Genomic DNA, 22,429 nt, shown 5'->3' on the forward strand with positions numbered 1-22,429 from the left:
CAACCAGGCCGCCGCGCCTGCCGGCCCTGTGCCGGCGGGACGGCGGCCTGATGCTTTGCATCGCGCCGACAAACAACCAAGGAGACCACGTCAATGGCCAAAGAGGCGTTCCGCCATACCATCCCGCTGCGCGTGCGCTGGTCCGAAGTCGATCCGCAGTCGATCGTCTTCAATGCGCACTACCTGACGTATTGCGATATCTGCGTGACCGAGTACTGGCGCGCGCTGGGAATCCGCTATCCGGAGGATGTACTGCACGCGCACGGCGTCGATATCTTCGTGGTCAAGTCCACGCTGGAGTATCACGCGTCGGCACGCTTTGACGATGAGCTGGAACTGCGCGGGCGCATGGCGCGGCTGGGCCGGTCCAGCATGTTGTTCCGGGTGGAGATGTACCGGGGCGACGAGCACCTGATCACCGGTGAGATCGTCTATGTGTGCGCGGATCCGGCGACGCAGAAGTCGGCGGCGATCCCGGGGGTGGTGCGGGAGATTATCGAGGGGTATGAGGTGGTGAAGCCGGCGGGGTAGCCCGCCCCGACGAGGCTTCATATCCCGCTTGTTTGCTCCCCTCTCCCACTTCGCGCGAGAGGGGAGCGATTGCAGGGGGTGATGGCAAGCTCCCGCGTCTTTGCGTACGACCAGTTTGCCGCGGCGCCAGCTTACTTCCCCACCCCCGCATCCTCCATATAAGCCCGGATCACCGCATCAAAGCTGGCATCGCTCTCGAACCCCAGCGACAGCGCCCGCTCGGCATTCCACGCCGCCGGCCACGTGCCGACGATCTTCTCGACGCGCCCTTCGCGTTCCCACGTCACGCGATCCGCCACCGCATCGCCGGCCACGCGGCGTAGCGCATCGACCATGCCCGCCGCCGTTACCGACAGCCCCGGCAGGTTGACCACGCGTCGGTTGCCCAGCCGTTCGCCGGCCAGTTCGATGCCGTTGACCAGCGCCGCCACCGCCGCGCGCGGCGACAGCAGCCACAGCTTCGTTTCCGGCGCCACCGGGCAGTTGGCCGTCACGCCCGCCAGCGGCTCGCGGATGATGCCGCTGGCGAACGACGAGGCCGCCGCATTGGGCTTGCCCGGGCGCACGCTGATAGTCGGCAGGCGCAGCACGCGGCCGTCGACGAAGCCGCGGCGGCTGTAGTCCGACAGCAGCAGTTCGCCGATCGCCTTCTGCACGCCGTACGACGATTGCGGGTTCAGCGCGGTGTCGTCCTGCACCACCGGCGGCAGCTCGCCGCCATAGACCGCGACCGAGCTGGTGAACAGCACCCGCGGCTTGTGGCCCAGCTCGCGGCAGGTTTCGAGCAGCGCGCGCGAGGCGTCGAGGTTGACGCGCATGCCCAGCTCGAAATCCGCCTCGGCCTGGCCGCTGACCACGGCGGCGAGGTGGAACACCGCGCCGGTGTCCTTGTCGATGGCCTGGCGCAGTACCGCAGGATCGGACAAGTCTCCGGTCACCACGCGCACGCGCGCATCGTCAAGACCTTGCGGCGCGACCACGTCGAGCAGCGTCAGGCGGTCGAAGGCGACGGCCTGGCCGTCCAGGTTCAGGGCGCCGCGTTGCAGCAGCAGCCGGGCGAGTTGCAGGCCGAGGAAGCCGGCGCCGCCGGTAATCAGTACGTTCATGGCAAGAGATCGGTAATGGTTGTTGGATCAGCGGCCGAGGTAGGGCTTGAGCCAGCCCAGCCCTTCGGACGTGCCGGCGCGCGGGCGGTATTCGCAGCCGATCCAGCCCTGATAGCCGAGCGTGTCGATCAGGTCGAACAGGTACGGATAGTTCAGCTCGCCCAGGTCCGGCTCATGGCGCTCGGGCACGCCGGCGATCTGGATATGGCCGATGCCGGGCATGTCTCGCCTGAGCTTCATGGCGATATCGCCCTCGACGATCTGGCAGTGGTAGCAGTCGAACTGCACCTTCAGGTTGGCCGCGCCGACTTCCTTGCAGATCGCCTGCGCGTCGTCCTGGCGGTTCAGGAAATAGCCCGGCATGTCGCGCGTGTTGATTGGCTCCAGCACGATGGTCACGCCTTGCGCGGCGGCCGCCTTCGCGGCGAACGCGACGTTTTCCAGGTAGGTGGCACGGTAGCGCGCGCGGTCGGCATCGGCCGGCACCAGGCCTGCCATCACGTGCACGCGGTCATTGCCGATCACGCCGGCGTATTCCAGCGCGCGGCCCACGGCGTCGCGGAATTCCGACTCGCGCCCCGGCAGCGATGCCAGGCCACGCTCGCCGGCGGCCCAATCACCCGGCGGGGCATTGAACAGCGCCTGCGTGAGACCGTTCGCGTCCAGGCGCGCGCGCAGCTCGGCGGCGGGGTGCTCGTACGGGAACAGGTACTCCACCGCCTGGAAGCCGTCCGCCGCGGCAGCGGCGAAGCGATCCAGGAAAGCGTGCTCGTTGTACATCATCGAGAGATTTGCGGCGAAGCGCGGCATGGGAACTCCAGGGCGTAGGACGAAGCCGGTCCGGTCGCGGTCAGCGCGACCGGACCGGCCGGATTTCAGCGGTTGACCAGTTTAGCCGGCGTCAGCCACACCAGCACGGCGCCGACCACCAGGATCGCGGACAGCACGTACATCGGCAGCTGTGTGCTGTGCGTCAGGTCCTTGAGCGCGCCGACCATGTACGGCGACACGAAACCCGCCAGGTTGCCGACCGAGTTCACGACGGCGATGCCGGAGGCGGCGGCAATGCCGGACAGGAATGCGGTGGGCAGCGACCAGAACAGCGGCGCGCAGGTCAGCACCCCGGCGGCGGCCAGCGACAGCGCGGCGATGGACACGGTCGTATTGTTGGTGAACGAGGCGGCAATGGCAAAGCCCGCCGCACCCATCAGCGCCGGCACGATCAGGTGCCAGCGGCGTTCCTGGCGCGCATCGGCGCTGTGGCCGAGGATGTTCATGACGATGATGGCGCAGATGAACGGGATTGCCGACAGCAGGCCGATCTTCAGGTTGCCGGTGACGCCGCTGGCCTTGACCAGCGTGGGCATCCAGAAGGTCAGCGCATACTGGCCGGTGACGAAGCAGAAGTAGATCAGGCACATCCACCACACGCGGCGGTCGCTGAACACAGCGCCCAGCGAGTGGCCGTGGGCCTGACCGGCGGCGGCGCCGGCCTTCTGCTGGTCTTCTTCAACATTGCGCTTGAGCACGCGCTTTTCATCGGCGCTGAGCCACGGTGCCTTGTCGATGCCGTCGCGCAGAACGAAGATCGTCACTACGCCGATCACCAGCGCGGGCAGGGCTTCCAGCAGGAACATCCATTGCCAGCCGCTCATGCCATGCGTGCCATTGAAGGCATCCATGATCCAGCCCGACAGCGGGTTGCCGAACATGCCGGCGACCGGGATGCCCGACATGAACAGCGCGATCATCTTGGCGCGGCGGTTGGCCGGGTACCAGTAGGTCAGGTACAGGATCACGCCGGGATAGAAGCCCGCCTCGGCCAGGCCGAGCAGGAAGCGCATCACGTAGAACTGGGTCGGCGTCTGCACGAACACAAACAGCGCCGAGATGATGCCCCAGGTGATCATGATGCGCGCGATCCAGATGCGCGCGCCGATCTTGTGCATCAGCAGGTTGCTGGGCACTTCGAACAGGAAGTAGCCGATGAAGAACAGGCCGGCGCCCAGGCCGAACACGGTCTCGGAAAAGGCCAGGTCCTGGCCCATCTGCAGCTTGGCGAAACCCACGTTGACGCGGTCGAGGTAGGCGACCACGTAGCACAGCATCAGGAACGGCATGATGCGCCAGAACACCTTGTTATAGGCGCGTTTCTCGATCTGGGTGTCGGTATCGAGCCGGGCGTTGCCGCCCAGGCTGTCGAAGGCGGGCACGCTGGCCGCCGGTTGGTTGGATGGCATCGGTGGTCTCCGGGTAGGGTGAGTCTGGTCTAGTAATGGGTTGCGGCCACGCGATGCGCAGGCATGCGCGTGCCCCGCACGGTGGCCGCAAGGCAACCGCGCCGGTCAGATCCGTATGGCCGTGGTCAGGAAAAAACGGGTGTCTGTGCTACCAGCGCGCCTGGAAGGCGTCGCGCAACTCAGCCAGTGCGCCCTCGGGCAGCGCCGCGCGGGCGGCGAAGCCCGGTGTGTCCTTCATCATCATCCATAGCTTGGCGGTCTCCTCCAGTTCTTCCAGCGCGAACGCGGCGCGCGAGACGCTGGACTCCCACACCACCGGACCGAGGCGCTCCAGCAGGACGCCGCGCACCTGCGCGGCCAGCGTAGCCACGCGCGCGGCGACCGCGGGATCGCCGGGCCGGTGATAGGGAATCAGCGGGATATGGCCGACCTTCATCACGTAGTACGGCGTGAGCGGCGGCAGTACGTCGTCCGGTTGCCAGACACCGGCCAGCGTCAGGGCCACGAGGTGCGTCGAGTGCGTGTGCACCACGGCGTGCGCCCCGGGGTTGTTGTCGTAGATCGCGCGATGGAGCGTGAGCGTCTTGGACGGCTTGTCGCCCGACACCCAGGTGCCGTCCGTCGCTACCTTGGCGACCGCGGCGGGATCCATCATGCCCAGGCAGGCGTCGGTCGGTGTGATCAGCCAGCCGTCGTCCAGCCGCGCGCTGATATTGCCGGCCGAGCCGACTGTATAGCCGCGCTGGTAGAGGCTGGCGCCGATGCGGCAGATCTCTTCGCGCAGCTGGCTTTCCGTGGACATCATTGACCTCCCAGCTGCCGCAGCGCTTCGTCGAAGAAGTCGGGGCCGCCGAAATTGCCAGACTTGAGCGCCAGTGCCAGCGGCGTGGCGCCCAGCGTGACCGTGGCCGGCACGCCGGGAGCGATCTGCGCGCCGATGCGCAGCGCGCGCACGCCCAGCGCCTGAACGACGGCGCCGGAGGTTTCGCCGCCGGCGACCACAAAGCGGCGCGTGCCACGTGCGAGCAGCCCGGCGGCAACCGTGGCCAGGCATTGCTCGACCAGGTGGCCGGCACGCTCGATGCCCAGCTCTGCCTGCACGGCCTTGACTTCGTCGGGGCTGGAGGTGGCGTAGATCAGCACCGGCTCGTCATGCGACGCGGCAAAGTCCAGCGCGGCGTCGGCCACGGCTTCGCCGCGCGCCAGCGCGAGCGGGTCGATGCGCAGCGCCGGGCGGCCTTGCTCCAGCCAGCGGGCCACTTGCCCGTTGGTCGCGCGCGAGGCGCTACCGGCCAGCACCACGCCCGGGCCATCGATGGCGGGAACCGCGTCGGCATCGCCGCGCTGCGGCAGCAGGCCGGCGCGGCGGAAATTCCCGGGCAGGCCAAGCGCGATGCCGGAGCCGCCGGTGATCAAAGGCAGGCCGGCGCAGGCTTCGCCCAGCGTGAACAGGTCGGCGTCAGATACCGCATCGGCGATCGCCAGCCGCACGCCGTCGTGGCGCAGCGCCGCGATGCGCTCGGCCGTGGCCTGCGCGCCGCGCGCCACGGCGTCGTAGCGCAGCAGGCCGACCTTGCTTTGGCTCTGGCGCTGCAGCACGCGCACCAGGCTTGCATCGGTCATCGGCGTCAGCGGATGGTGCTCCATGCCGGATTCATTCAGCAGCGCATCGCCCACGAACAGGTGGCCGCGGAAGATAGTGCGGCCGTTCTCGGGGAAGGCGGGGCAGGCGATGGTGAAATCGCTGTCCAGCGCGGCCAGCAGTGCTTCGGCGACCGGGCCGATATTGCCGGCATCGGTCGAATCGAAGGTCGAGCAGTACTTGAACACGAACTGGCGGCAGCCCTGCGCGCGCAGCCATTCCAGCGCGGCCAGCGACTGCGCCACGGCTTCGGCGGCGGGAATGGTGCGCGACTTCAGCGCGACCACCAGTGCATCGGCCGCGCCGATATCGGCCACGGATTCAGGCACGCCGATGGTCTGCACGGTGCGCATGCCATTGCGCACCAGCGTGTTGGCGAGGTCGGTGGCGCCGGTAAAGTCGTCGGCGATACAGCCCAGGAGCGCGGTCATCGTCTGTGCCCCTTATTCGGCCTTGCCCGGCAGTTCGATGCCCGGGAAGATCTTGATCACGGCCGAATCGTCTTCGCCGCCATGGCCGGCGGTGGAAGCCATCATGAACATCTGGTGTGCGGCGGCCGACAGCGGCAGCGGGAATTTGCTGGTGCGCGCGGTGTCGAGCACCATGCCGAGGTCCTTGACGAAGATATCGACCGCCGACAGCGGGGTGTAGTCGCCCTTCAGGATATGGGGCACGCGGTTCTCGAACATCCACGAGTTGCCCGCGCTGTGCGTGATCACGTCATAGAGCGCTTCCGGGTCCACGCCTTCGCGCATGCCGAGCGCCATCGCCTCGGCCGCGGCGGCGATATGCACGCCGGCCAGCAGCTGGTTGATGATCTTGACCTTGGAGCCCGCCCCGTGGGCGGCGCCCAGGCGGTATACCTTGCCGGCGATGGCGGCCAGCACGTCCTCGGCCAGTGCGTAGGCTTCGGCGGGGCCCGACGTCATCATGGTCATTTCGCCGCTGGCGGCGCGCGCGGCCCCGCCGGAGACCGGCGCGTCCAGCATCAGCAGGCCTTTTTCAGCGAGGCGGCGGCCCAGGGTCTGGGCAAAGCCCGGCGGCACCGTGGCGCTGGCGATCACCAGCTTGCCCGGCTGCATTCCGGCCACGGCGCCGTTGGCGCCGAACAGCACGGCCTCGGTCTGCTGCGCATTGACGACCAGCGTCAGCACCACGTCGCAGCGGCTGCCCAGTTCGGCGGGCGACGCGCACGGCACGCCGCCTGCATCGGCAAAGCGCTGCAGCACTTCGGGGCGCAGGTCGCAGGCGTGCACGTTGAAACCGGCACGCAGCAGCGACTGCGCGACACCAAAGCCCATGGCACCAAGGCCGATGACGCCGATATTCCTGGACATAGAAGGACTCCTGAATCTGATACGGGAAAGGCTTGAAGGGTGCGGACGGCGTCAGTTCGACGCGCCCCGCGTGCCGGCGGCTTCATCGCCGGCGGCGCCGCTACCATCGGCATCCTCGTCGGCGCCCAGCTGGGCCAGCCGGCGGGCGGCGTTGTACATGTGGTTCTGCGCGGCATTGCGCGCGGCCAGCGGGTCGCCGGCGCGGATCGCCGCGACGATGGCCTGGTGTTCCTCGCGCACCTGGCGCGAGAAGTCGGCGCGGCGCGCCTCGTTGGTCCGGGTCACGCGGGTGGCCGTTTCCAGGTACTGGCTGAGGAATTCCAGCGTCTTCAGGAAGTAGGGGTTGCCGGTGGCGCCGGCGATGGCGCGATGGAAGGCCACGTCCGCGGCCACGCCGTCGCCGCCTTGCCCGACTTCCTCGTCGATGCGCGCCAGCGCGGCATCGATGGCGGCCATCGACGCATCGGTGCGGCGGCGGGCGGCCTGCGCGGCCACTTCGGCCTCGATCGCGCGGCGCAGCTCGACGATCTGCAGCACAGCTTCCAGCGTGCCGGTGTCGGTGTAGTCGATGCGCAGCGGCCGGATGCCGGCCTGCAGCGTCACGAACACGCCGCTACCCTGGCGCGACTCGACCACGCCTTCGTACTTCAGCCGGGAAATCGCCTCGCGCACCACGGTGCGGCTGACGCCGAACTCTTCGGACAGCACTGCCTCGGTGGGCAGCTTGTCGCCGCGGGCAAAGGCTCCGTTCTGGATCTTGTCCAGCAGTTGTTCGGCGACGTTGTCGGTCAGGGCGCGGGCAGGGACTTTCTGGAACATGCGGATTCCCCGGGTTATTGGGTAATAAGGTCATCATACAAATTTGCCGGAACGATGCCGACCCCGGGCAAACCCTAGTATGGTGCGTTTCCCGTTGCCAATGCTCCACTTTGGTGCTTCGCCGCTTGCCCGGGGCTGGCGTATCATGGGCGCCCGTCCGGGATTGTTGATACTCAAGCCAGACCTCAACCACCAACCACATGCCAGTCACCGTCCTGATCTGCCCCTGGTCCGAAGCGCGCGAACGTGCCCGTGCGATCCGCTACACCGTGTTCGTCGAAGAGCAGAACGTGCCGGTGGAACTCGAATGGGATGAATGGGACGAGCCCAGCTGGCACGCGCTGGCGCTGGCCGAGGATGGCACGCCGGTGGCCACGGGCCGGCTGCTGCCCGATGGCCATATCGGCCGCATGGCGGTGCTGAAAGGGGCGCGCGGCACCGGTGTCGGCGCGCAGGTGCTGCAGGCGCTGATGGAAAAGGCCGCGCAGCTCGGCTACCCGGAAGTGGTGCTCAATGCTCAGACCCATGCCGCGCCGTTCTATGTGCGCGCCGGGTTTGCCCAGTCGGGGGAGGAGTTCGAAGAAGCCGGCATCCCGCATATCGAGATGCGCAAGCGGCTGGCGGGCTGAGCGCCCGCTGCCACCATTACCGCGGTGCCTGCATGATGCGGGTATCGCGCGGCAGGTTCAGCTTGCCGTGGTATGAGACCTCGCCGATGCGGCCGGTGGCATCGAAGCTGCGCTCGCTCAGGTCGAAGCGGCCGTCGTGCCGCACGCGCAGCACCGTGCTCGCGCGGGTGCCGTATGACTGCGAGCGGATAAACGCCGACGACAGCAATTTCTCCCACTCCGGTGCGACGCCGGTGGAGGGCAGCTCGAAATCCGCAGCCTGCCGCTCGTCGGCCAGCATTTGCAGGTACGGTTCGGCACTGGCATCGGCCCGCCCGCTGTCGGCCGCCAGCACCTCGGCGAGCGCGCCTACGCGGCTGCGCACCTTGGGCCAGGGGGTGTCGAGCAGCGCATTGGACAACCCGTACAGGCCCGGCCGCAGCTTCTGCGGCTGGCGCGTGGCCGAGCGGTTGCTGTACCACCAGAGTTCGCGCAGGTCGCAGGCTAGCAGGTTGAAGCCGTTGTAGCAGCCGTCCTGGCCGGCCAGCCCGTCGAGATAATCGGACGGCGCGTCATGGCCGCGCAGGAAGCCGGCCACCAGCTCGCCGCGCGAGCGGGCGTCGGTGCGCTTCTCGGACGGGGCCCGGTAATTGGTCAGCGCGGCAAAGCGTCCGTCGGCGTTGACGCCCATCCAGGTGCCGGGCTCGCCGATGACGTCCGCCAGGTCGCGTCCGGCCAGCACGTGCGGCGCATCCTGCCACCAGTGCACGGCCGCCGCGGGGCGGACATAGAATTCATCGCGGTTGCCGGCGACGACCAGGGCATAGTCCGGGTGGGATTGCCAGGCAACCAGGATCAGGCACATCGTTCGACTTCCTTTGCCGCCGGGGGCGCTGGGGGCGGTGATTCCGGCGTACTTCGCGTTTCGGCAGTTCCGGGACGCTACAGCACGTCCAGGTCGATAAAGTGTTCGGCCTGCCGCTCGCCGTCCACCCACTGGTCCAGCCCGCTCTGGCGCCACAGGCCGGCCAGCGTGACATCGAAGGCGGGCGGCACGTCGGCGTAGCATTCCATCCAGGTCTGCACGCCGGCTCGGGTCTCGGGCCTGCGCATCAGCGTACCACCAATTCCGGTCGCCTCGGCAACCGTCTCCATCCAGCGGTGCCAGAGCGGCAGCGCTTCGGCGGCAACAGCCTCTGGCACGCGGAAATAGACGAACAGGTGGTCGCTCATGGCAGGTTCCGCTTCTGAAAAATCAGCCCGCCGCCTGGGCAGCTTCGCCCAGCGGCACGTCGTAGGGCAAGGTGGCGGTCGCCAGCGGCGCGCCTTCGGCGCTGCCCAGCCGCAGCGCGCTGCCGGCGGCGTCGATCTTCAGCTCGGCCAGCCCGGCCCAGCCGCCCTGCGGCGCGGGCGCGGCATTGACGATCATGCCGCACGGCTGGCCGGGGTCTTCCGGTCGGTAGACCTCCGCCGCGGGCACAGGCACCTCGCCATCGCCCTGCACCAGCCACATGCGGCGCTTGAGCGTGCCGCGGTACTGGCTGCGCGCCACGATTTCCTGGCCCGGGTAGCAGCCCTTGCGGAAATTCACGCCGCCGACCAGCTCGAAATTGATCATCTGCGGCACGAACTGCTCCTGCGTCGCGGCGACGATGCGGGGCAGGCCGGACTGCACTTCCAGCCAGTCCCACAGCGTCGGCGGCGCGTCCTGCAGCTTGCCGGCCAGCGCCGCGCGCACGGCGTCGGCGCGCTCGGCGGGCAGCACCAGTTGCCAGCGCGGCTGGCCGGCGGCGTCCGGCAGGCGGATCACGCTGATGCCGTTGGCCTCGGCCACGGCAAAGGGCGCTTCCGGCGCCGGCAGGTCCGCGGCGGCCAATGCGGCGGCGCCACCGGCACCGGCGACGCCGACGATCGCGCTGGCGGGCGTGATATCGGCCAGCCTGGCCTTGGAGCGCAGCACGAACATCGACAGCCGCTTCTGCACCGCGGCCTGGATATCGGCGGACAGCTGCAGCACGATGCCTGCGGCATCGCGCCACATCAGGAAGGAGGCGAGCAGGCGCCCCTTGGGCGAGCAGTAGCCGGCCAGGCGCGCGGTGCCCGGCTCCAGGTCCTCGACCGCATTGGTGAGTTGGGTGTGCAGGAAGCTGGCGGCATCGTCGCCAGCCACGCGGATCAGTCCGAGCCCGGCGGGGGCACAGACGATTCCGCCGGACTGCAAGGATTCAAGGCTGGCGGCGAGTTCCGGGGCTTGGGCATTCATCACTGGCATTGCGAAATCGTGGCGATCGTCGGGACGAATCGGGTCGTGTCGGGTTGTGTCGGGTTGCATAGGCACCGTTGGCGGCGCGCGCGGCCGGGGTGCGCAAGAGGCGCAGGAGCCGCCGCGCATGGTAGGTGCGAGGCTGCCGGTTATTATATGGGGCTACGAGATTTTCGGCCGGGGCGCCGCAGTCTCACCCCCGATCCTGATACATGAAACGTTTTTTCCTTCGCCTGGGCCTGGCGGTCCTGGTACTTGCGCTGGCGGCCGCCGGCGGCTTTGCGTGGTGGGCCAATCACCCGCTGGCGCTGAACCGTTCGCCGGTCGTCGAAGTGGTGATCAAGCCCAATTCCGGCGTGGCCAGCGTCGGCCGCCAGATCCAGCGCGGCGGCGTCGGCATGGACCCGCGGCTGTTCGCGTTGCTGGTGCGCCTGACTGGCCACGGGTCCGACCTGAAGGCCGGCGGCTATGAATTCGAGACCGGCGCCACGCCGCTGTCGGTGATGGGCAAGCTGGTGCGCGGCGAGGTCACGCACTACGTGGTCACCGTGATCGAGGGCTGGGAATTCCGCAAGATGCGCGCGGCGGTCGATGCCAGCCCGGCGCTGCGCCACGATACGCGCGACATGTCCGACGCGGAGCTGATGAAGGCGATCGGCGCCGCCGAGACTTCGCCCGAGGGACTGTTCTTCCCGGACACCTACCTGTTTGCGCGCGGCAGCAGCGATATCGACCTGTACAAGCACGCCTATCGCGCCATGCAGCGCCGCCTCAATGAAGCCTGGAACGCGCGCGCGCCCGACCTGCCGTACAAGTCCGCGTACGAAGCGCTGGTGATGGCATCGATCGTGGAGAAAGAAACCGGGCAGGCCACGGAGCGCCCGATGATCGCCGCGGTGTTTATCAACCGCCTGCGCAAGAACATGATGCTGCAGACCGACCCGACCGTGATCTACGGCCTGGGCCAGACCTTCGACGGCGACCTGCGCAAGCGCGACCTGCAGGCTGACACCCCGTACAATACATACACCCGCACCGGCCTGCCGCCCACGCCGATCGCGCTGCCGGGCCTGGCCTCGCTGGCGGCGGCCACCGCGCCGGCACCGTCCGATGCGCTGTACTTCGTCGCCCGCGGCGACGGCAGCAGCCATTTCTCCAACTCGCTACCCGAACACAACCGCGCGGTCGACAAGTACCAGCGCGGCAAATAGGCATTCCATGCGCGGAAAATTCATCACCTTCGAAGGCATCGACGGCGCCGGCAAGAGCACCCATATCGAATGGGTGGCGGGGCGGCTGCGCGCGCGCCCCGGCATTCCCGCCGTGGTCACCACCCGCGAGCCGGGCGGCACGCCGCTGGGCGAAGACCTGCGCCAGCTGCTGCTGCACCGGAAAATGCACCTCGAGACCGAGGCGCTGCTGATGTTCGCGGCGCGGCGCGAGCATATCGCCGAGGTCATCGCGCCCGCACTGGCGCGCGGCGAATGGGTCATCTCGGACCGGTTTACCGATGCCACCTTCGCCTACCAGGGCGGGGGCCGGGGCCTGCCGAGGCAGCGGCTCGAAGTCCTGGAAGACTGGGTGCAGGACGGCCTGCAGCCGGACCTGACGCTGCTGTTCGACGTGCCGCTGGAAACCGCCAGCGAGCGGCTGGCCGGGGCGCGTGAACCGGACAAGTTCGAGGCGGAATCGCGCGCGTTCTTCCAGCGCACCCGCGATGAGTACTTGCGCCGTGCTGCCGCGGCGCCGGGGCGCTTCCGCGTGATCGACGCCACGCGCAGCATCGAGGCGATCCGCGAGGAACTTGGGCAAATCATCGCAACCCTTTAATCGATCTGGCAGCACTATATGCGGATGATGATGACGAAGCCCCCGCGCTGCCATAACCCGATTTTCTAAGCCAACACGTCAAAGATCGCGGCTAACCCACTGATTCACATGCTCTATCCCTGGCAGAAGGAAGACTGGCAACGTCTCGGCATCCTGCGCGAACGGCTCCCGCATGCATTGCTGATCCATGGCCAGCAAGGCATCGGCAAGCGCGACCTGGCCCTGCATTTCGCGCAAGGGCTGCTGTGCGAGGCACCGCGTCCCGACGGCCAGCCCTGCGGCCAGTGTTCGGCGTGCCACTGGTTCAGCCAGGGAAACCACCCCGATTTCACTGTCGTGCGCCCCGAGGCGCTGGATGCCTCGGCCGAGCCCGATACCGATGAAGGCGGCAAGAAAAAGGCGCCGAGCAAGATCATCCGCATGGAGCAGGTGCGTGCGCTGATCGATGCGGTGGGCGTCGGCACGCACCGCGCGGGCCTGCGTGTGGTGGTCGTGTATCCGCTCGATGCGCTGCAGACCGAGGGCGCCAACGCGCTGCTGAAGACGCTGGAGGAACCGCCGCCGTCGACCGTATTCCTGCTGGTGACCGACCGGCTCGACCGTATCCTGCCGACCATCCTGTCGCGCTGCCGCCAGTTCTCCATGCAACGCCCGGCGCCGGAGGCCGCGCTCGCGTGGCTGCAAGGCCAGGGGGTTGCCGATGCGGAGGCCCAGCTGGCGCAGTCGGGCGGGTCGCCGCTGACCGCGCTGCACGCGGCCGAGGCCGAGGAGCAGCCGCTGCAACGCCTGCTGGTCAGTCAGCTGGGGGCGGGCGCCGCGTTCGACGCCTCTGCCGCCGCCGAACAACTGCAGAAGCTGCCGGTGCCCGCCGTGCTTGGCATCCTGCAGCGCTGGACGTACGATCTGCTGAAGCTGCGGCTGGATGTCGCCGGCGGCACCGCGCCGCGCTACTTCCCCAAGGAGCGCGCCGCGCTGGCGCGCTGCGCCGGTGCTACCGACGCGCACCGGCTGCAGGCCTATGCCGCGCGGCTGACCGCGCATCGCCGCAGCGAGAACCATCCGCTGGCGGCAAGGCTGGTGATGGAGGCAGTATTCCTGGAGTACCGGCAGCTGTTCCGATAAGGCAGCGCCATTGCAGCACAAAGCCATAACAACAAGCAGCATCGTCATTCAGGGGGGTCAACCATGAACACTGCAGCGACCGGGGCGCCACCGACCGCCCCGCTGGGCGCTCCGACCGGCAGCGGGGCGGCATCGCGTCCCAATGTGCTGTCGTTGTCGATCAAGGACCAGGCCGGTCTGTACGCGGCCTATATGCCGTTCCTCGCACGCGGGGGCATTTTCGTGCCGTCGAACAGGCCATTCCGGCTGGGCGAGCAGGTGTTCCTGGTGCTGTCGCTGCTGGACCGGCCGCAGAAATACCAGATCGCGGGCCAGGTGGCCTGGATCACTCCGGCGGGCACGCCGATGAAGACCCCCGGCGTCGGCGTACACTTGCCCGACGACGACAACGGGCGCAACCTGCGCCGCGCGGTGGAGGAAATCCTGGGCAAGCTGCTGGAGTCCGGGCGCCCCACACAAACCTTATGAAGTGCGAAAACAGTTTCGCAATCCATTGATTGTTAATGAATTCTTCCCGTTTTTCGCTGCGTATTGCCGAGCCCCGCGATCTGCCGGGCATCGTCGCGATCTATAACAGCACCGTGCCCTCGCGCATGGTCACCGCCGATACCGAACCCGTTACCGTGGCCTCGCGCCAGGCGTGGTTCGACGCCCACCAGCCCGGGCGCCGCCCGCTCTGGGTGTGCGAGGATGCCGACGGCCGCATGGCTGGCTGGATGAGCTTTTCCGATTTCTACGGCCGCCCGGCCTATGGCGGCACCGCCGAGGTCTCGATCTACCTGGACGCAGAACGCCGCGGCCAGGGGCTGGGCCGCTACCTGCTGCAGCAGGCCATCGACCACGCGCCCGCGGTCGGCGTGAATACGCTGCTCGGCTTCATCTTTGGCCACAACGCTCCCAGCCTGGGCCTGTTCGCCGCGATGGGCTTTACCCGCTGGGGCGACCTGCCGCGCGTGGCGGTGCTGGACGGCGTCGAGCGCGACCTGATCATCCTCGGCCTCCGCGTGGATGACGGGCAGCAGGCCTGAACGGCCGAAGATCAGTGCCGAGGACAAGAGATTTCCCATGTTTGTTGATTCCCACTGCCATATCGATTTCCCCGAGCTGGCCGCGCGCCTGCCCGAACTGCTGGAAAACATGCGCGCCAACCAGGTCACGCATGCGCTGTGCATCTCGGTGACGCTGGAGGACTTCCCGCGCGTGCTGGCGCTGGCCGAGCAGCATCCCAACCTGTATGCCTCGGTCGGCGTGCATCCCGACTATGAAGAGGGGGAAGACCCATCCGTCGAGCGTCTGGTTGAGTTGTCGGCGCACCCGCGCGTGGTCGGCACCGGCGAGACCGGGCTGGACTACTACCGACTCAACGGCCGCAGCATCGCCGACATGGAATGGCAGCGCGAACGCTTCCGCAACCATATCCGCGCGGCGCGCCAGACCGGCAAGCCGCTGATCATCCATACCCGCTCGTCCGCAGACGATACGCTGCGCCTCATGCGTGAGGAGAACGCGGGCGAAGCCGGCGGCGTGATGCATTGCTTTACCGAGACCTGGGACGTCGCCCGGCAGGCGCTGGACCAGGGCTTCCATATCTCGTTTTCCGGCATCGTCACCTTCAAGAGCGCCGCCGATTTGCAGGAGACCGCGCGCAAGGTGCCGCTCGACCGCATGCTGATCGAGACCGATTCACCCTACCTGGCGCCCGTGCCGTACCGCGGCAAGACCAACGAGCCGGCCTGGGTGCGCCACGTAGGCGAGTTCATTGCGCAACTGAGAGGGGTGCCGGTGGCGCAGGTGGCTGAGGAGACGACGGAGAATTTCTTCAACCTATTCAGGCATATCGACAGGAATGCTCATGTTTGACCTGAAGTTTTTCCGCCGCGCCGCCGGCGCAGTGGTGCTGGCCGCGGCCACGCTGGCGCAGGCCGCGCCCGCCGATGACATGCGCAAGGCGGTCGAGTTCGACGACGCCAATACCGTCAAGAAGCTGCTGGCCAAGGGCGTCGATCCCAATATCGCCGACAGCCGCGGCAACCCGGTGCTGGTGCTGGCGCTGCGCGAGAAGTCGCTCAAGGCGGCAACGGTGCTGATCCGCGCCAAGGACATCGACTTCGACAAGGCCAACCCCGCCGGGGAGACCCCGCTGATGATGGCGGCGCTGCAGGGCCAGCTCGATATGGTCAAGCTGATGGTCGACGAGATGGAAGCCGAGATCAACAAGACCGGCTGGACCCCGCTGCACTATGCCGCCACCAATGGCCATGACAACGTGGTCAAGTACCTGGTCGACCATGCCGCGTATATCGACGCGGAGTCGCCCAACGGCACCACGCCGCTGATGATGGCCGCGCGCGCGGGGCATATCGAGACCGTCAAGCTGCTGCTGGACGAAGGCGCCGACATGCGCCTGAAGAACCAGCAGGGCATGACCGTGATCGACTTTGCCGAGCGCTACAACCAGGCCGAGATCGCCAATGGCCTGAAGTCGCGCTGGCAGAAGCTCTATCCGCAGACGCCGATCGTGCCGGCGCCGCCGCTGAAGGCGCCCACCGGAACGCCGGGCGGCCAGCGTCCCGCCAACGCCCCGGCCGCGCCGCAGACCAAGGGCTGGTAAGGAGCGCCCCGGCATGGATGCTGCGCCAGCCCCGGCCGCGCCGGGCCGCCTGCGCCAGTGGGCACGGCGGCTCAAGGCCAGCTTGCTGACACTGTGGTTCTGCAGCCGCCACCCCGGCACGCCGCGGGGCGCGCGGCTGCTGGCGGTGCTGGTGGTCGGCTATGCCTTTAGCCCGATCGACCTGATTCCCGATTTCATCCCGGTGCTGGGCTACCTCGACGATGTCGTGCTCGTGCCGCTGGGCATCTGGCTCGCTTTGCGGATGATTCCGCCCGTGGTCACCGAGGAATGCCGCGGCCGCGCCGAGGCCTGGCAGGCCACCCATGCGCAACGGCCGCGCAATCGCGCGGCCGCCGTGGTCATCGTGCTGCTGTGGGTCTTGCTGGCATGGCTGGCGTGGCGCTGGCTGGCGCCGCGCTGACACCGCGCTGACACCGCGCTAGAACGCAGGGCAGCGCCTAGACGTCGTCCGCCAGCCGCACGCCCGTGAACTGCCAGCGCTGGTGCGGGTAGAAGAAGTTGCGGTAGGTTGCCCGGATATGCGATTCGGGCGTGACGCACGACCCGCCGCGCAGCACCATCTGGCTGCTCATGAACTTGCCGTTGTACTCGCCGAGTGCGCCGGGGTTCGGGCGGAAGCCGGGATAAGGAAGGAAGGCGCTGCCGGTCCATTCCCAGACATCGCCGAACATCTGGCGCAGCACGCCCGAGGTGTTCTGCCGGTCCGGCAGCGGCCGCAGCGCGCGGCCTTCGGCAAAATTCCCGGTCGCCGGCAGGCTGCGCGCGGCGTGCTCCCATTCCGCCTCGGTCGGCAGCCTCCGCTCGGCCCAGCGTGCAAAGGCTTCGGCCTCGTAGAAGCTGATATGGGTGACCGGGCTGTCCGGATCGACCGGATGCATGCCGCGCAGCGTCATCTGCCACCACGTGCCTTCGCGCGCTTCCCAGTACAGCGGCGCCTGGATGCCTTGCTCGCAGGCCCAGCGCCAGCCGTCGGACAGCCACAGGCCGGCGGTCTGGTAGCCGCCGTCATCGATGAACTCGAACCACTGGCGGTTGGTGACCGGGTGCGAGCACAGCGTGAACGGCTGCAGGTAAACCTTGTGGCACGGCCCCTCGCAGTCGAAGGCAAAGCTCTCGCCGCGATGGCCGATCTCGACCACGCCGCCGTCGAAGCCGATCCAGTCGGGCGCCGGGCGCGGGTCCGCGATCACCGGCTCGGGCAGCTCCGGCGCGAAGGCCGGCCGCAGCGGATTCTGCGCGAACAGGTGCAGGATGTCGGTCAGCAGGAGTTCCTGGTGCTGCTGCTCGTGCTGCAGGCCGAGCGTGATCAGCGCGGCCTCGGCGTCGGTCTGGGCGCTGCCGAGCAGCGCCATCATCGACTCGTCCACGGCCTCGCGGTACGCCAGCACCTCGTCCAGCGACGGGCGCGTCAGCAGACCGCGCTGCGGGCGTGGATGGCGCGGGCCGACTGCCTCGTAATAGGAGTTGAACAGGTAGCGGTAGTCCGGGTCCACCGGCTCATAGTCGGGGAGGCGCGCGGCCAGCACGAATTCCTCGAAGAACCAGGTGGTGTGCGCCAGGTGCCATTTTGCCGGGCTGGCGTCGTCCATCGACTGCACGGTGGCATCGGCATCGGACAGGTCGGCTACCAGCGTCTCGGTGCTGGCGCGGACGTGGCGATACTGCGAAAGGAGGGCAGGTTCGTGCGGGGGATGGAGGGCGGCGGCGGGCAACAGGGCTGAAGTCATGCGGGCTCCCGGGGATGGATCGATCGATGACTGCAGGCGGCCGGCCGGCGCGTCCTTGCTGGCTGCGCCAGTGCCGCCAATGGCACGCGGGGCGCCGTAGCGCCCCGAACCATCATAGACCCGATCCGTTGCCGGGGCGAGCAGGCGCCGTCCTACACGGTGCGCCGCGGCCCGCTGGCTTCAGTCAGCCATTGCGGCAAGCCATTCAGGCAGCCAGCCGGGTGGCGTCGTTCAGCGCCGCGACTTCGGTACGGGCGCTGGCCAGCCCGGCTTCGCGGAACTCCGGACCCATGGCCAGGCCGTGGGCACGCACGTAAGTGATGTCGGTGATGCCGAGGAAGCGCAGCACCACGTCGACAGTGACTTCGTGCAGGTCCAGCGCATTCGCATCCTGGCGCACGCCGCCGCGCGACGACACCACGATCACGCGCTTGCCGCCTGCCAGGCCGACCGGGCCGTTCTCGGTGTACTTGAAGGTGCGGCCAGCCTGTGCGATGCGGTCGAACCAGGCCTTGAGCTGGCTCGGGATGCCGAAGTTGTACTGAGGCACGCCCAGCACCAGCACGTCGGCGGCGAGGAATTCGGCCAGCAACTGCTCGGTGCGCTCCAGCTCGGCTTGCTGCACGGCGCTCAGGCCATCCTTGGGACCGCCCAGCACCGGGAGCAGGTTGCCCGACAGGTGCGCCGGCGCATCCTGGTCCAGGTCGCGCACGGTGACCTTGGCCTCCGGGTTGGCTGCGACCAGGTCGGCCACCACGCTGGCGGTCAGGTTGCGGGAAACGGAGTTGTCGCCGAGGACGCTGGAATCGATCTGCAGGATGTTCATGTCTATCTCCACGAAGGGGCGGTTGCGATGGAGGAAAGATACTGGCTGGCCATTGGTATCGGTAGTGAGGCAAAATGCAAATGATTGTTCTATCGATGCAACGCCACGCCAAACCGTCATGCAAGACCTCAACGACTTGTCCCTGTTCGCGCAGGTGGTGGAACACGGCAGCTTCTCGGCCGCCAGCCGCGCCACCGGCGTGCCCAAGTCGCGCCTGAGCCGGCGCATCGCCCAGCTGGAGCGCGACCTGGGTGTGCAGCTGCTGCGGCGGACCACGCGGCAGGTGCGCGTGACGCCGCTCGGCGAGTCGTTCTACGAACGTTGCCGCGCCATGCTCAATGAAGCCGAAGCCGCGCGCCAAGTGATCGAGCAGGCGCGCGAGCAGCCCGGCGGCACACTGCGCGTGAGCTGCCCGGTGGCGATTGCACAGATCCTGCTGGCGCCGGCCATCGGGCATTTCATGCGGGCCAACCCCGCGGTGCGGATCGAGCTGGAGGCCACCAACCGGCGTGTCGACGTGATCGCGGAAGGCTTCGACCTCGCGCTGCGAGTACGCGAGGTGATGGAGGACTCAAGCCTGGCCGTGCGCACCTTCGGCGAGAGCCAGCTGATGCTGGTGGCGAGTCCCGGGCTGCTCGACAGCATCGGCCGGCCGCGCACGCCGCAGGCGCTCGACGGCATGCCCGGCGTGGGCCAGCACCCGCATGACGGCAAGCACGTCTGGACGCTGCGCTGCAAGCCCGGCGAGACCATCCAGATCGCCTACGACCCGCGCCTGGTCACCGATGAATTCGCGCTGCTGCGCGAGGCCGCGATCGCCGGCGTGGGCGTGGCCATGCTGCCGCGCATGTACTGCCGCGACGCCATCGACAGCGGCCAGCTTGAACTGCTGCTGCCCCAATATGAGATGCCGGTCGGCACGCTGCATGCGGTCTTCCCGTCGCGCAAGGGCGTCACGCCGGCGACCCGGCGCTTCCTCGATTTCCTGGGCGAAATCCTGCCCGAGTGCGCGCGCAAGGCCGGCATGGTCGAAGCGAGGCAGCCGGCCATGCACAGGGTGGTCTAGCGCCACCGACTTGCCGGGTACGTCTGGCGCGATCGGCAAGAGCGCGGATGCGGCACCCGGACTATGGCCTTGGGTCATCGGCGCAGCGCAGGTAAGTCTGACAATTGCGGCTTTACCTTCACGCCGGCTCGCACTAAGGTACAGGGGCGGCAGCCAGCGCGTGAGGGTAAAGGCGCATGGAAGCCGGACCGTTCCCGTACAACTCGGCAAGGAGAATGGCCATGGGTGGCTCTCAGGGTTCCCAGGATTTGGGCAAGGCGTTGCTGCGCATCGTGCTTGGCGTGCTGATTCTGATGCACGGCATCGCCAAGGTGACCGGCGCATCCGGCATCGGTTTCGTGTCGAAGGTGGTCGCCGATGCGGGATTGCCGGCCTGGGTCGCCTATGGTGTCTATATTGGCGAGCTGCTGGCGCCGATCCTGCTGATCATCGGGTTGTGGAGCCGGCTGGCGGCGGTCGTCGTCGCCGCCAACATGCTGTTCGCGATGTTCCTGGTGCACAGCAAGCAGTTCGGCATGCTGGCCGATACCGGCGGCTGGGCGCTGGAGCTTCAGGGCATGTACCTCGGCGCAGCACTGGCCGTGGCTCTGCTGGGCGCTGGCCGGCTCAGCGTGGGCGGCATCAGCGGGAAGCTCAACTAGCTCCCTGTGGGGCAGGCGCCGCGGAAGCATGACCGTGGCCTCTGGAGACGTATCGTGAAATCCTTCCGGCTGTCCTTTCCGCTGGTCGCGGTGGCGCTGACCGTTGCAGGCTGCGCCAGCGCGCCTGACATCAAGACCGACTACAACCGCTCGACCAACTTCGGCGCCTACCGCAGTTTCGGCTTCGTCGAGCATCCGGGCACCGACCGACAGGGGTACGAGAGCCTGACCACCCAGTACCTGAAGGGCGCGGTGCAGCGCGAGATGACAGCGCGCGGCTACCGCTACGCGCAGCAGTCGCCGGACCTGCTGGTCAACTTCAATGCCCGGCTGCAGGAAAAGGTTCAGGTCAGCCCGGCGCCGGCGCCGATGATGGGCTATTACGGCTATCGCGGCGGCCTCTATGCGCCGTGGCCCGGCTATGGCTTCTACAACGATGTCTATACCTATACCGAAGGCACGCTCAATATCGACCTGGTCGATGCCCGCGAAAAGAAGCTGGTGTGGGAAGGCGTGGCGGTGGGCAGCGTGGATACCGGCGACAAGGCCAATGCGCAGCAGCGCATCGACAAGGTCGTGGGGCAGATCTTCGCCAAGTATCCGTTCCGCGCGGGGCAATAGCCCGCGCCAGGCCGCGCTAGCCGGGGCGCGGCGCGCGCTCGATCGCCTCGGCGATAAAGGCGTCAATGGGCTTGGGCGCCGACCACAGGTAGCCCTGGCCGAGCGGGCAACGCAGCGCGCGCAGCGCGGCCCGCTGCGCTTCCGTTTCCACCCCTTCGGCCACGCATTCCAGCCCCAGGTCGCGCGCCATCGCGATCATGTGGCGGCAAATGGCTTCGCGCTGGCCGTGGCCGTCGATCTGCGCGACGAAATAGCGGTCCAGCTTGAGCTGGGTAAAGGGCAGGTCCGCCAGCAGCTTGAGCGTGGCGATGCCGATGCCGAAATCGTCGATTGCCACGCCGTAGCCCTTCAGCCGTAGCCGGTTCAGCGCGACCGACAGCGCCACCGTGTCGGGCACGGGATAGCCTTCGGTCAGTTCCACCGTCAATGCACGCGGCGGCACGCCGCTGGCCGACACCAGCGTATCCAGCCGTTCCAGCACGTCTGGCCGGCACAGGGTTTGCGCCGAGGCGTTGATGCCCAGCGTGATGTCGATGCCTGCGGCTTGCAGTTGCCGCTGTGCCGCCAGGCACTGGCGCACGACGAATTCAAACACCAGGTGGGCGGCGTCCAGCGCTTCCAGTCGCGGGATAAAGGCATCGGGCCGCAGCAGTCCGTGGACCGGATGGCGCCAGCGCACCAGCGCTTCGGCACCGGCCAGGCGGCCGCTGGCAAGATCGTGCTGCGGCTGCAGCATCACCAGCAGCCCATCACCGTAGCGCGCCGCGGCGGTCAGCTCGGCATCGTCGGGCAAGCCGGCGGGCATCTGTGCGTCGTCTTTCGGGCCGGGCGCCAGCGCGGCGGCCAGTACCTCTTCCACGGCATCGCGCGACAGCGGCTTGCGCAACGCATGCACGTGCGCAATGCCCGCGGCATGCGCCAGGCTCCGGTTCGATTCCAGGATGTCTTCGGCCAGCGCGGTAACCCAGACCCAGACCGGCGGCGCCGCGGCATACGCGTGTGCGCCGCGGCGATGCAGTTCGGCGATCAGTTCCGGGCCATTGCCGCCGGGCATCTCGATGTCGCACAGCACGGCGTCGAACGGCTGGCGCCCAAGCAGTGCCGCGGCCTGCATGCCGCTCTCCGCCGAAACCACGGTCTGCACGCCCAATTGCCGCAGCAGTCCCTCGGCCGCGAGCCGCTGGAACGGGTGGTCTTCGACAACGAGGATGCGCAGGGTAGCGTAACGGATCGGCATGGCAGGGGAGGGCGCGGCGAGCGCATCCGGGCATGGTAGCGCGGCGTCGGCGTGCCGGCCAGCGGTGGGGCGAGCATGCCGACCGCCGTTGCTGATTTGTCGCCATGAAGCAGCGAAACGAGCGATAAAAACCGGTGCAGCGCGCTGCGTTACGAATATTTGCGCTTTCCGGTTCAATGAC

26 protein-coding genes are annotated in these 22,429 nt (G+C 68.0%); 13 read left to right on the plus strand and 13 right to left on the minus strand.

Translation table 11 applies throughout. The features are described 5' to 3' along the window. Nucleotides 1–93 precede the first annotated feature (93 nt). Nucleotides 94–531 (plus strand): YbgC/FadM family acyl-CoA thioesterase, encoded by a 438-nt coding sequence (locus K309_RS0120740; RefSeq protein WP_029048206.1) that lies wholly within the window; start codon nt 94–96, stop codon nt 529–531. 131 nt (nt 532–662) lie between these two features. Here K309_RS0120740 and denD read toward each other — a convergent pair whose 3' ends face one another. The 7 genes from denD to K309_RS36955 all read right to left on the minus strand — a co-directional run bounded on the left by denD (nt 663) and on the right by K309_RS36955 (nt 7,675). Continuing rightward, on the minus strand, nt 663–1,637 hold the full coding sequence (gene denD / locus K309_RS0120745) for a D-erythronate dehydrogenase (protein ID WP_029048207.1): 975 nt from the start codon (nt 1,635–1,637) through the stop codon (nt 663–665). 27 nt (nt 1,638–1,664) lie between these two features. Further along, nucleotides 1,665–2,447 carry a 2-oxo-tetronate isomerase gene (gene otnI, locus K309_RS0120750; RefSeq protein ID WP_029048208.1) on the minus strand — a complete coding sequence of 261 codons (783 nt, stop codon included), beginning with the start codon at nt 2,445–2,447 and terminating at the stop codon, nt 1,665–1,667. Between the two features lie 65 nt (nt 2,448–2,512). Further along, entirely contained in the window at nt 2,513–3,877 is a 1,365-nt protein-coding gene (locus tag K309_RS0120755; protein WP_029048209.1) for an MFS transporter, read from the minus strand. A gap of 148 nt (nt 3,878–4,025) precedes the next feature. After that, nucleotides 4,026–4,679, minus strand: coding sequence for a 3-oxo-tetronate 4-phosphate decarboxylase (gene otnC / locus K309_RS0120760; protein WP_029048210.1), 654 nt, complete (start codon nt 4,677–4,679; stop codon nt 4,026–4,028). Next, nucleotides 4,679–5,950 (minus strand): 3-oxo-tetronate kinase, encoded by a 1,272-nt coding sequence (gene otnK / locus K309_RS0120765; protein WP_029048211.1) that lies wholly within the window; start codon nt 5,948–5,950, stop codon nt 4,679–4,681. Before otnK ends, otnC begins: the two co-directional genes overlap by 1 nt. Before the next feature lie 12 nt (nt 5,951–5,962). Continuing rightward, a complete protein-coding gene (ltnD, locus tag K309_RS0120770) occupies nt 5,963–6,856 on the minus strand; it encodes an L-threonate dehydrogenase (protein ID WP_029048212.1) in 894 nt (297 codons plus the stop codon). Between the two features lie 51 nt (nt 6,857–6,907). After that, nucleotides 6,908–7,675 (minus strand): FadR/GntR family transcriptional regulator, encoded by a 768-nt coding sequence (locus K309_RS36955; protein ID WP_051320529.1) that lies wholly within the window; start codon nt 7,673–7,675, stop codon nt 6,908–6,910. Between the two features lie 200 nt (nt 7,676–7,875). Between K309_RS36955 and K309_RS0120780 the strand changes: the two genes are divergently transcribed. Continuing rightward, nucleotides 7,876–8,304, plus strand: a complete 429-nt coding sequence (locus K309_RS0120780; protein ID WP_029048213.1) for a GNAT family N-acetyltransferase — start codon at nt 7,876–7,878, stop codon at nt 8,302–8,304. A gap of 16 nt (nt 8,305–8,320) precedes the next feature. Here the strand turns inward: K309_RS0120780 and K309_RS0120785 are convergent, their stop codons facing one another. From K309_RS0120785 to ygfZ, 3 genes are all read right to left on the minus strand, one after another. Then, on the minus strand, nt 8,321–9,148 hold the full coding sequence (locus tag K309_RS0120785) for an NRDE family protein (RefSeq protein WP_029048214.1): 828 nt from the start codon (nt 9,146–9,148) through the stop codon (nt 8,321–8,323). 77 nt (nt 9,149–9,225) lie between these two features. Beyond that, on the minus strand, nt 9,226–9,516 hold the full coding sequence (locus K309_RS0120790) for a DUF4936 family protein (RefSeq protein WP_029048215.1): 291 nt from the start codon (nt 9,514–9,516) through the stop codon (nt 9,226–9,228). Nucleotides 9,517–9,538: 22 nt separating this feature from the next. Continuing rightward, nucleotides 9,539–10,555, minus strand: coding sequence for a CAF17-like 4Fe-4S cluster assembly/insertion protein YgfZ (ygfZ, locus tag K309_RS0120795; RefSeq protein ID WP_156914409.1), 1,017 nt, complete (start codon nt 10,553–10,555; stop codon nt 9,539–9,541). A gap of 203 nt (nt 10,556–10,758) precedes the next feature. Here ygfZ and mltG point away from each other — a divergent pair, with 203 nt between their 5' ends. From mltG to K309_RS0120835, 8 genes are all read left to right on the plus strand, one after another. Beyond that, the gene (mltG, locus tag K309_RS0120800; RefSeq protein WP_029048217.1) at nt 10,759–11,757 is read left to right on the plus strand and encodes an endolytic transglycosylase MltG; all 999 of its coding nucleotides are present in this window, start codon (nt 10,759–10,761) and stop codon (nt 11,755–11,757) included. A 7-nt stretch (nt 11,758–11,764) separates the two neighbouring features. Next, nucleotides 11,765–12,376 carry a dTMP kinase gene (gene tmk, locus K309_RS0120805; protein WP_029048218.1) on the plus strand — a complete coding sequence of 204 codons (612 nt, stop codon included), beginning with the start codon at nt 11,765–11,767 and terminating at the stop codon, nt 12,374–12,376. A gap of 108 nt (nt 12,377–12,484) precedes the next feature. After that, entirely contained in the window at nt 12,485–13,498 is a 1,014-nt protein-coding gene (locus K309_RS0120810; protein ID WP_029048219.1) for a DNA polymerase III subunit delta', read from the plus strand. A 63-nt stretch (nt 13,499–13,561) separates the two neighbouring features. After that, nucleotides 13,562–13,966 carry a PilZ domain-containing protein gene (locus tag K309_RS0120815; RefSeq protein WP_029048220.1) on the plus strand — a complete coding sequence of 135 codons (405 nt, stop codon included), beginning with the start codon at nt 13,562–13,564 and terminating at the stop codon, nt 13,964–13,966. Nucleotides 13,967–14,001: 35 nt separating this feature from the next. Beyond that, nucleotides 14,002–14,526, plus strand: coding sequence for a GNAT family N-acetyltransferase (locus K309_RS0120820; protein ID WP_029048221.1), 525 nt, complete (start codon nt 14,002–14,004; stop codon nt 14,524–14,526). A gap of 37 nt (nt 14,527–14,563) precedes the next feature. Further along, nucleotides 14,564–15,358: a TatD family hydrolase gene (locus K309_RS0120825; RefSeq protein ID WP_029048222.1), complete on the plus strand. Its 795-nt coding sequence runs from the start codon at nt 14,564–14,566 to the stop codon at nt 15,356–15,358. Beyond that, a complete protein-coding gene (locus K309_RS0120830) occupies nt 15,351–16,109 on the plus strand; it encodes an ankyrin repeat domain-containing protein (protein ID WP_029048223.1) in 759 nt (252 codons plus the stop codon). The genes K309_RS0120825 and K309_RS0120830 overlap by 8 nt, the downstream gene beginning before the upstream one ends. Before the next feature lie 13 nt (nt 16,110–16,122). Further along, nucleotides 16,123–16,530: a YkvA family protein gene (locus K309_RS0120835; RefSeq protein ID WP_035878006.1), complete on the plus strand. Its 408-nt coding sequence runs from the start codon at nt 16,123–16,125 to the stop codon at nt 16,528–16,530. A 37-nt stretch (nt 16,531–16,567) separates the two neighbouring features. Here K309_RS0120835 and egtB read toward each other — a convergent pair whose 3' ends face one another. Both egtB and K309_RS0120845 read right to left on the minus strand, forming a co-directional pair. After that, the gene (gene egtB / locus K309_RS0120840) at nt 16,568–17,857 is read right to left on the minus strand and encodes an ergothioneine biosynthesis protein EgtB (RefSeq protein WP_029048225.1); all 1,290 of its coding nucleotides are present in this window, start codon (nt 17,855–17,857) and stop codon (nt 16,568–16,570) included. A 205-nt stretch (nt 17,858–18,062) separates the two neighbouring features. Continuing rightward, complete coding sequence (locus tag K309_RS0120845) at nt 18,063–18,683, minus strand: FMN-dependent NADH-azoreductase (RefSeq protein ID WP_029048226.1); 621 nt, start codon at nt 18,681–18,683, stop codon at nt 18,063–18,065. Between the two features lie 118 nt (nt 18,684–18,801). Here K309_RS0120845 and K309_RS0120850 point away from each other — a divergent pair, with 118 nt between their 5' ends. The 3 genes from K309_RS0120850 to K309_RS0120860 all read left to right on the plus strand — a co-directional run bounded on the left by K309_RS0120850 (nt 18,802) and on the right by K309_RS0120860 (nt 21,011). After that, the gene (locus K309_RS0120850) at nt 18,802–19,749 is read left to right on the plus strand and encodes a LysR family transcriptional regulator (protein WP_029048227.1); all 948 of its coding nucleotides are present in this window, start codon (nt 18,802–18,804) and stop codon (nt 19,747–19,749) included. Nucleotides 19,750–19,970: 221 nt separating this feature from the next. Then, entirely contained in the window at nt 19,971–20,390 is a 420-nt protein-coding gene (locus K309_RS0120855; protein ID WP_029048228.1) for a DoxX family protein, read from the plus strand. Nucleotides 20,391–20,444: 54 nt separating this feature from the next. Continuing rightward, nucleotides 20,445–21,011 (plus strand): DUF4136 domain-containing protein, encoded by a 567-nt coding sequence (locus K309_RS0120860; protein WP_029048229.1) that lies wholly within the window; start codon nt 20,445–20,447, stop codon nt 21,009–21,011. 16 nt (nt 21,012–21,027) lie between these two features. Here K309_RS0120860 and K309_RS0120865 read toward each other — a convergent pair whose 3' ends face one another. Continuing rightward, a complete protein-coding gene (locus K309_RS0120865) occupies nt 21,028–22,248 on the minus strand; it encodes an EAL domain-containing response regulator (protein ID WP_029048230.1) in 1,221 nt (406 codons plus the stop codon). Nucleotides 22,249–22,429 lie beyond the last annotated feature (181 nt).

This window comes from Cupriavidus phytohabitans (assembly GCF_000426345.1).
Lineage (GTDB): Bacteria > Pseudomonadota > Gammaproteobacteria > Burkholderiales > Burkholderiaceae > Cupriavidus.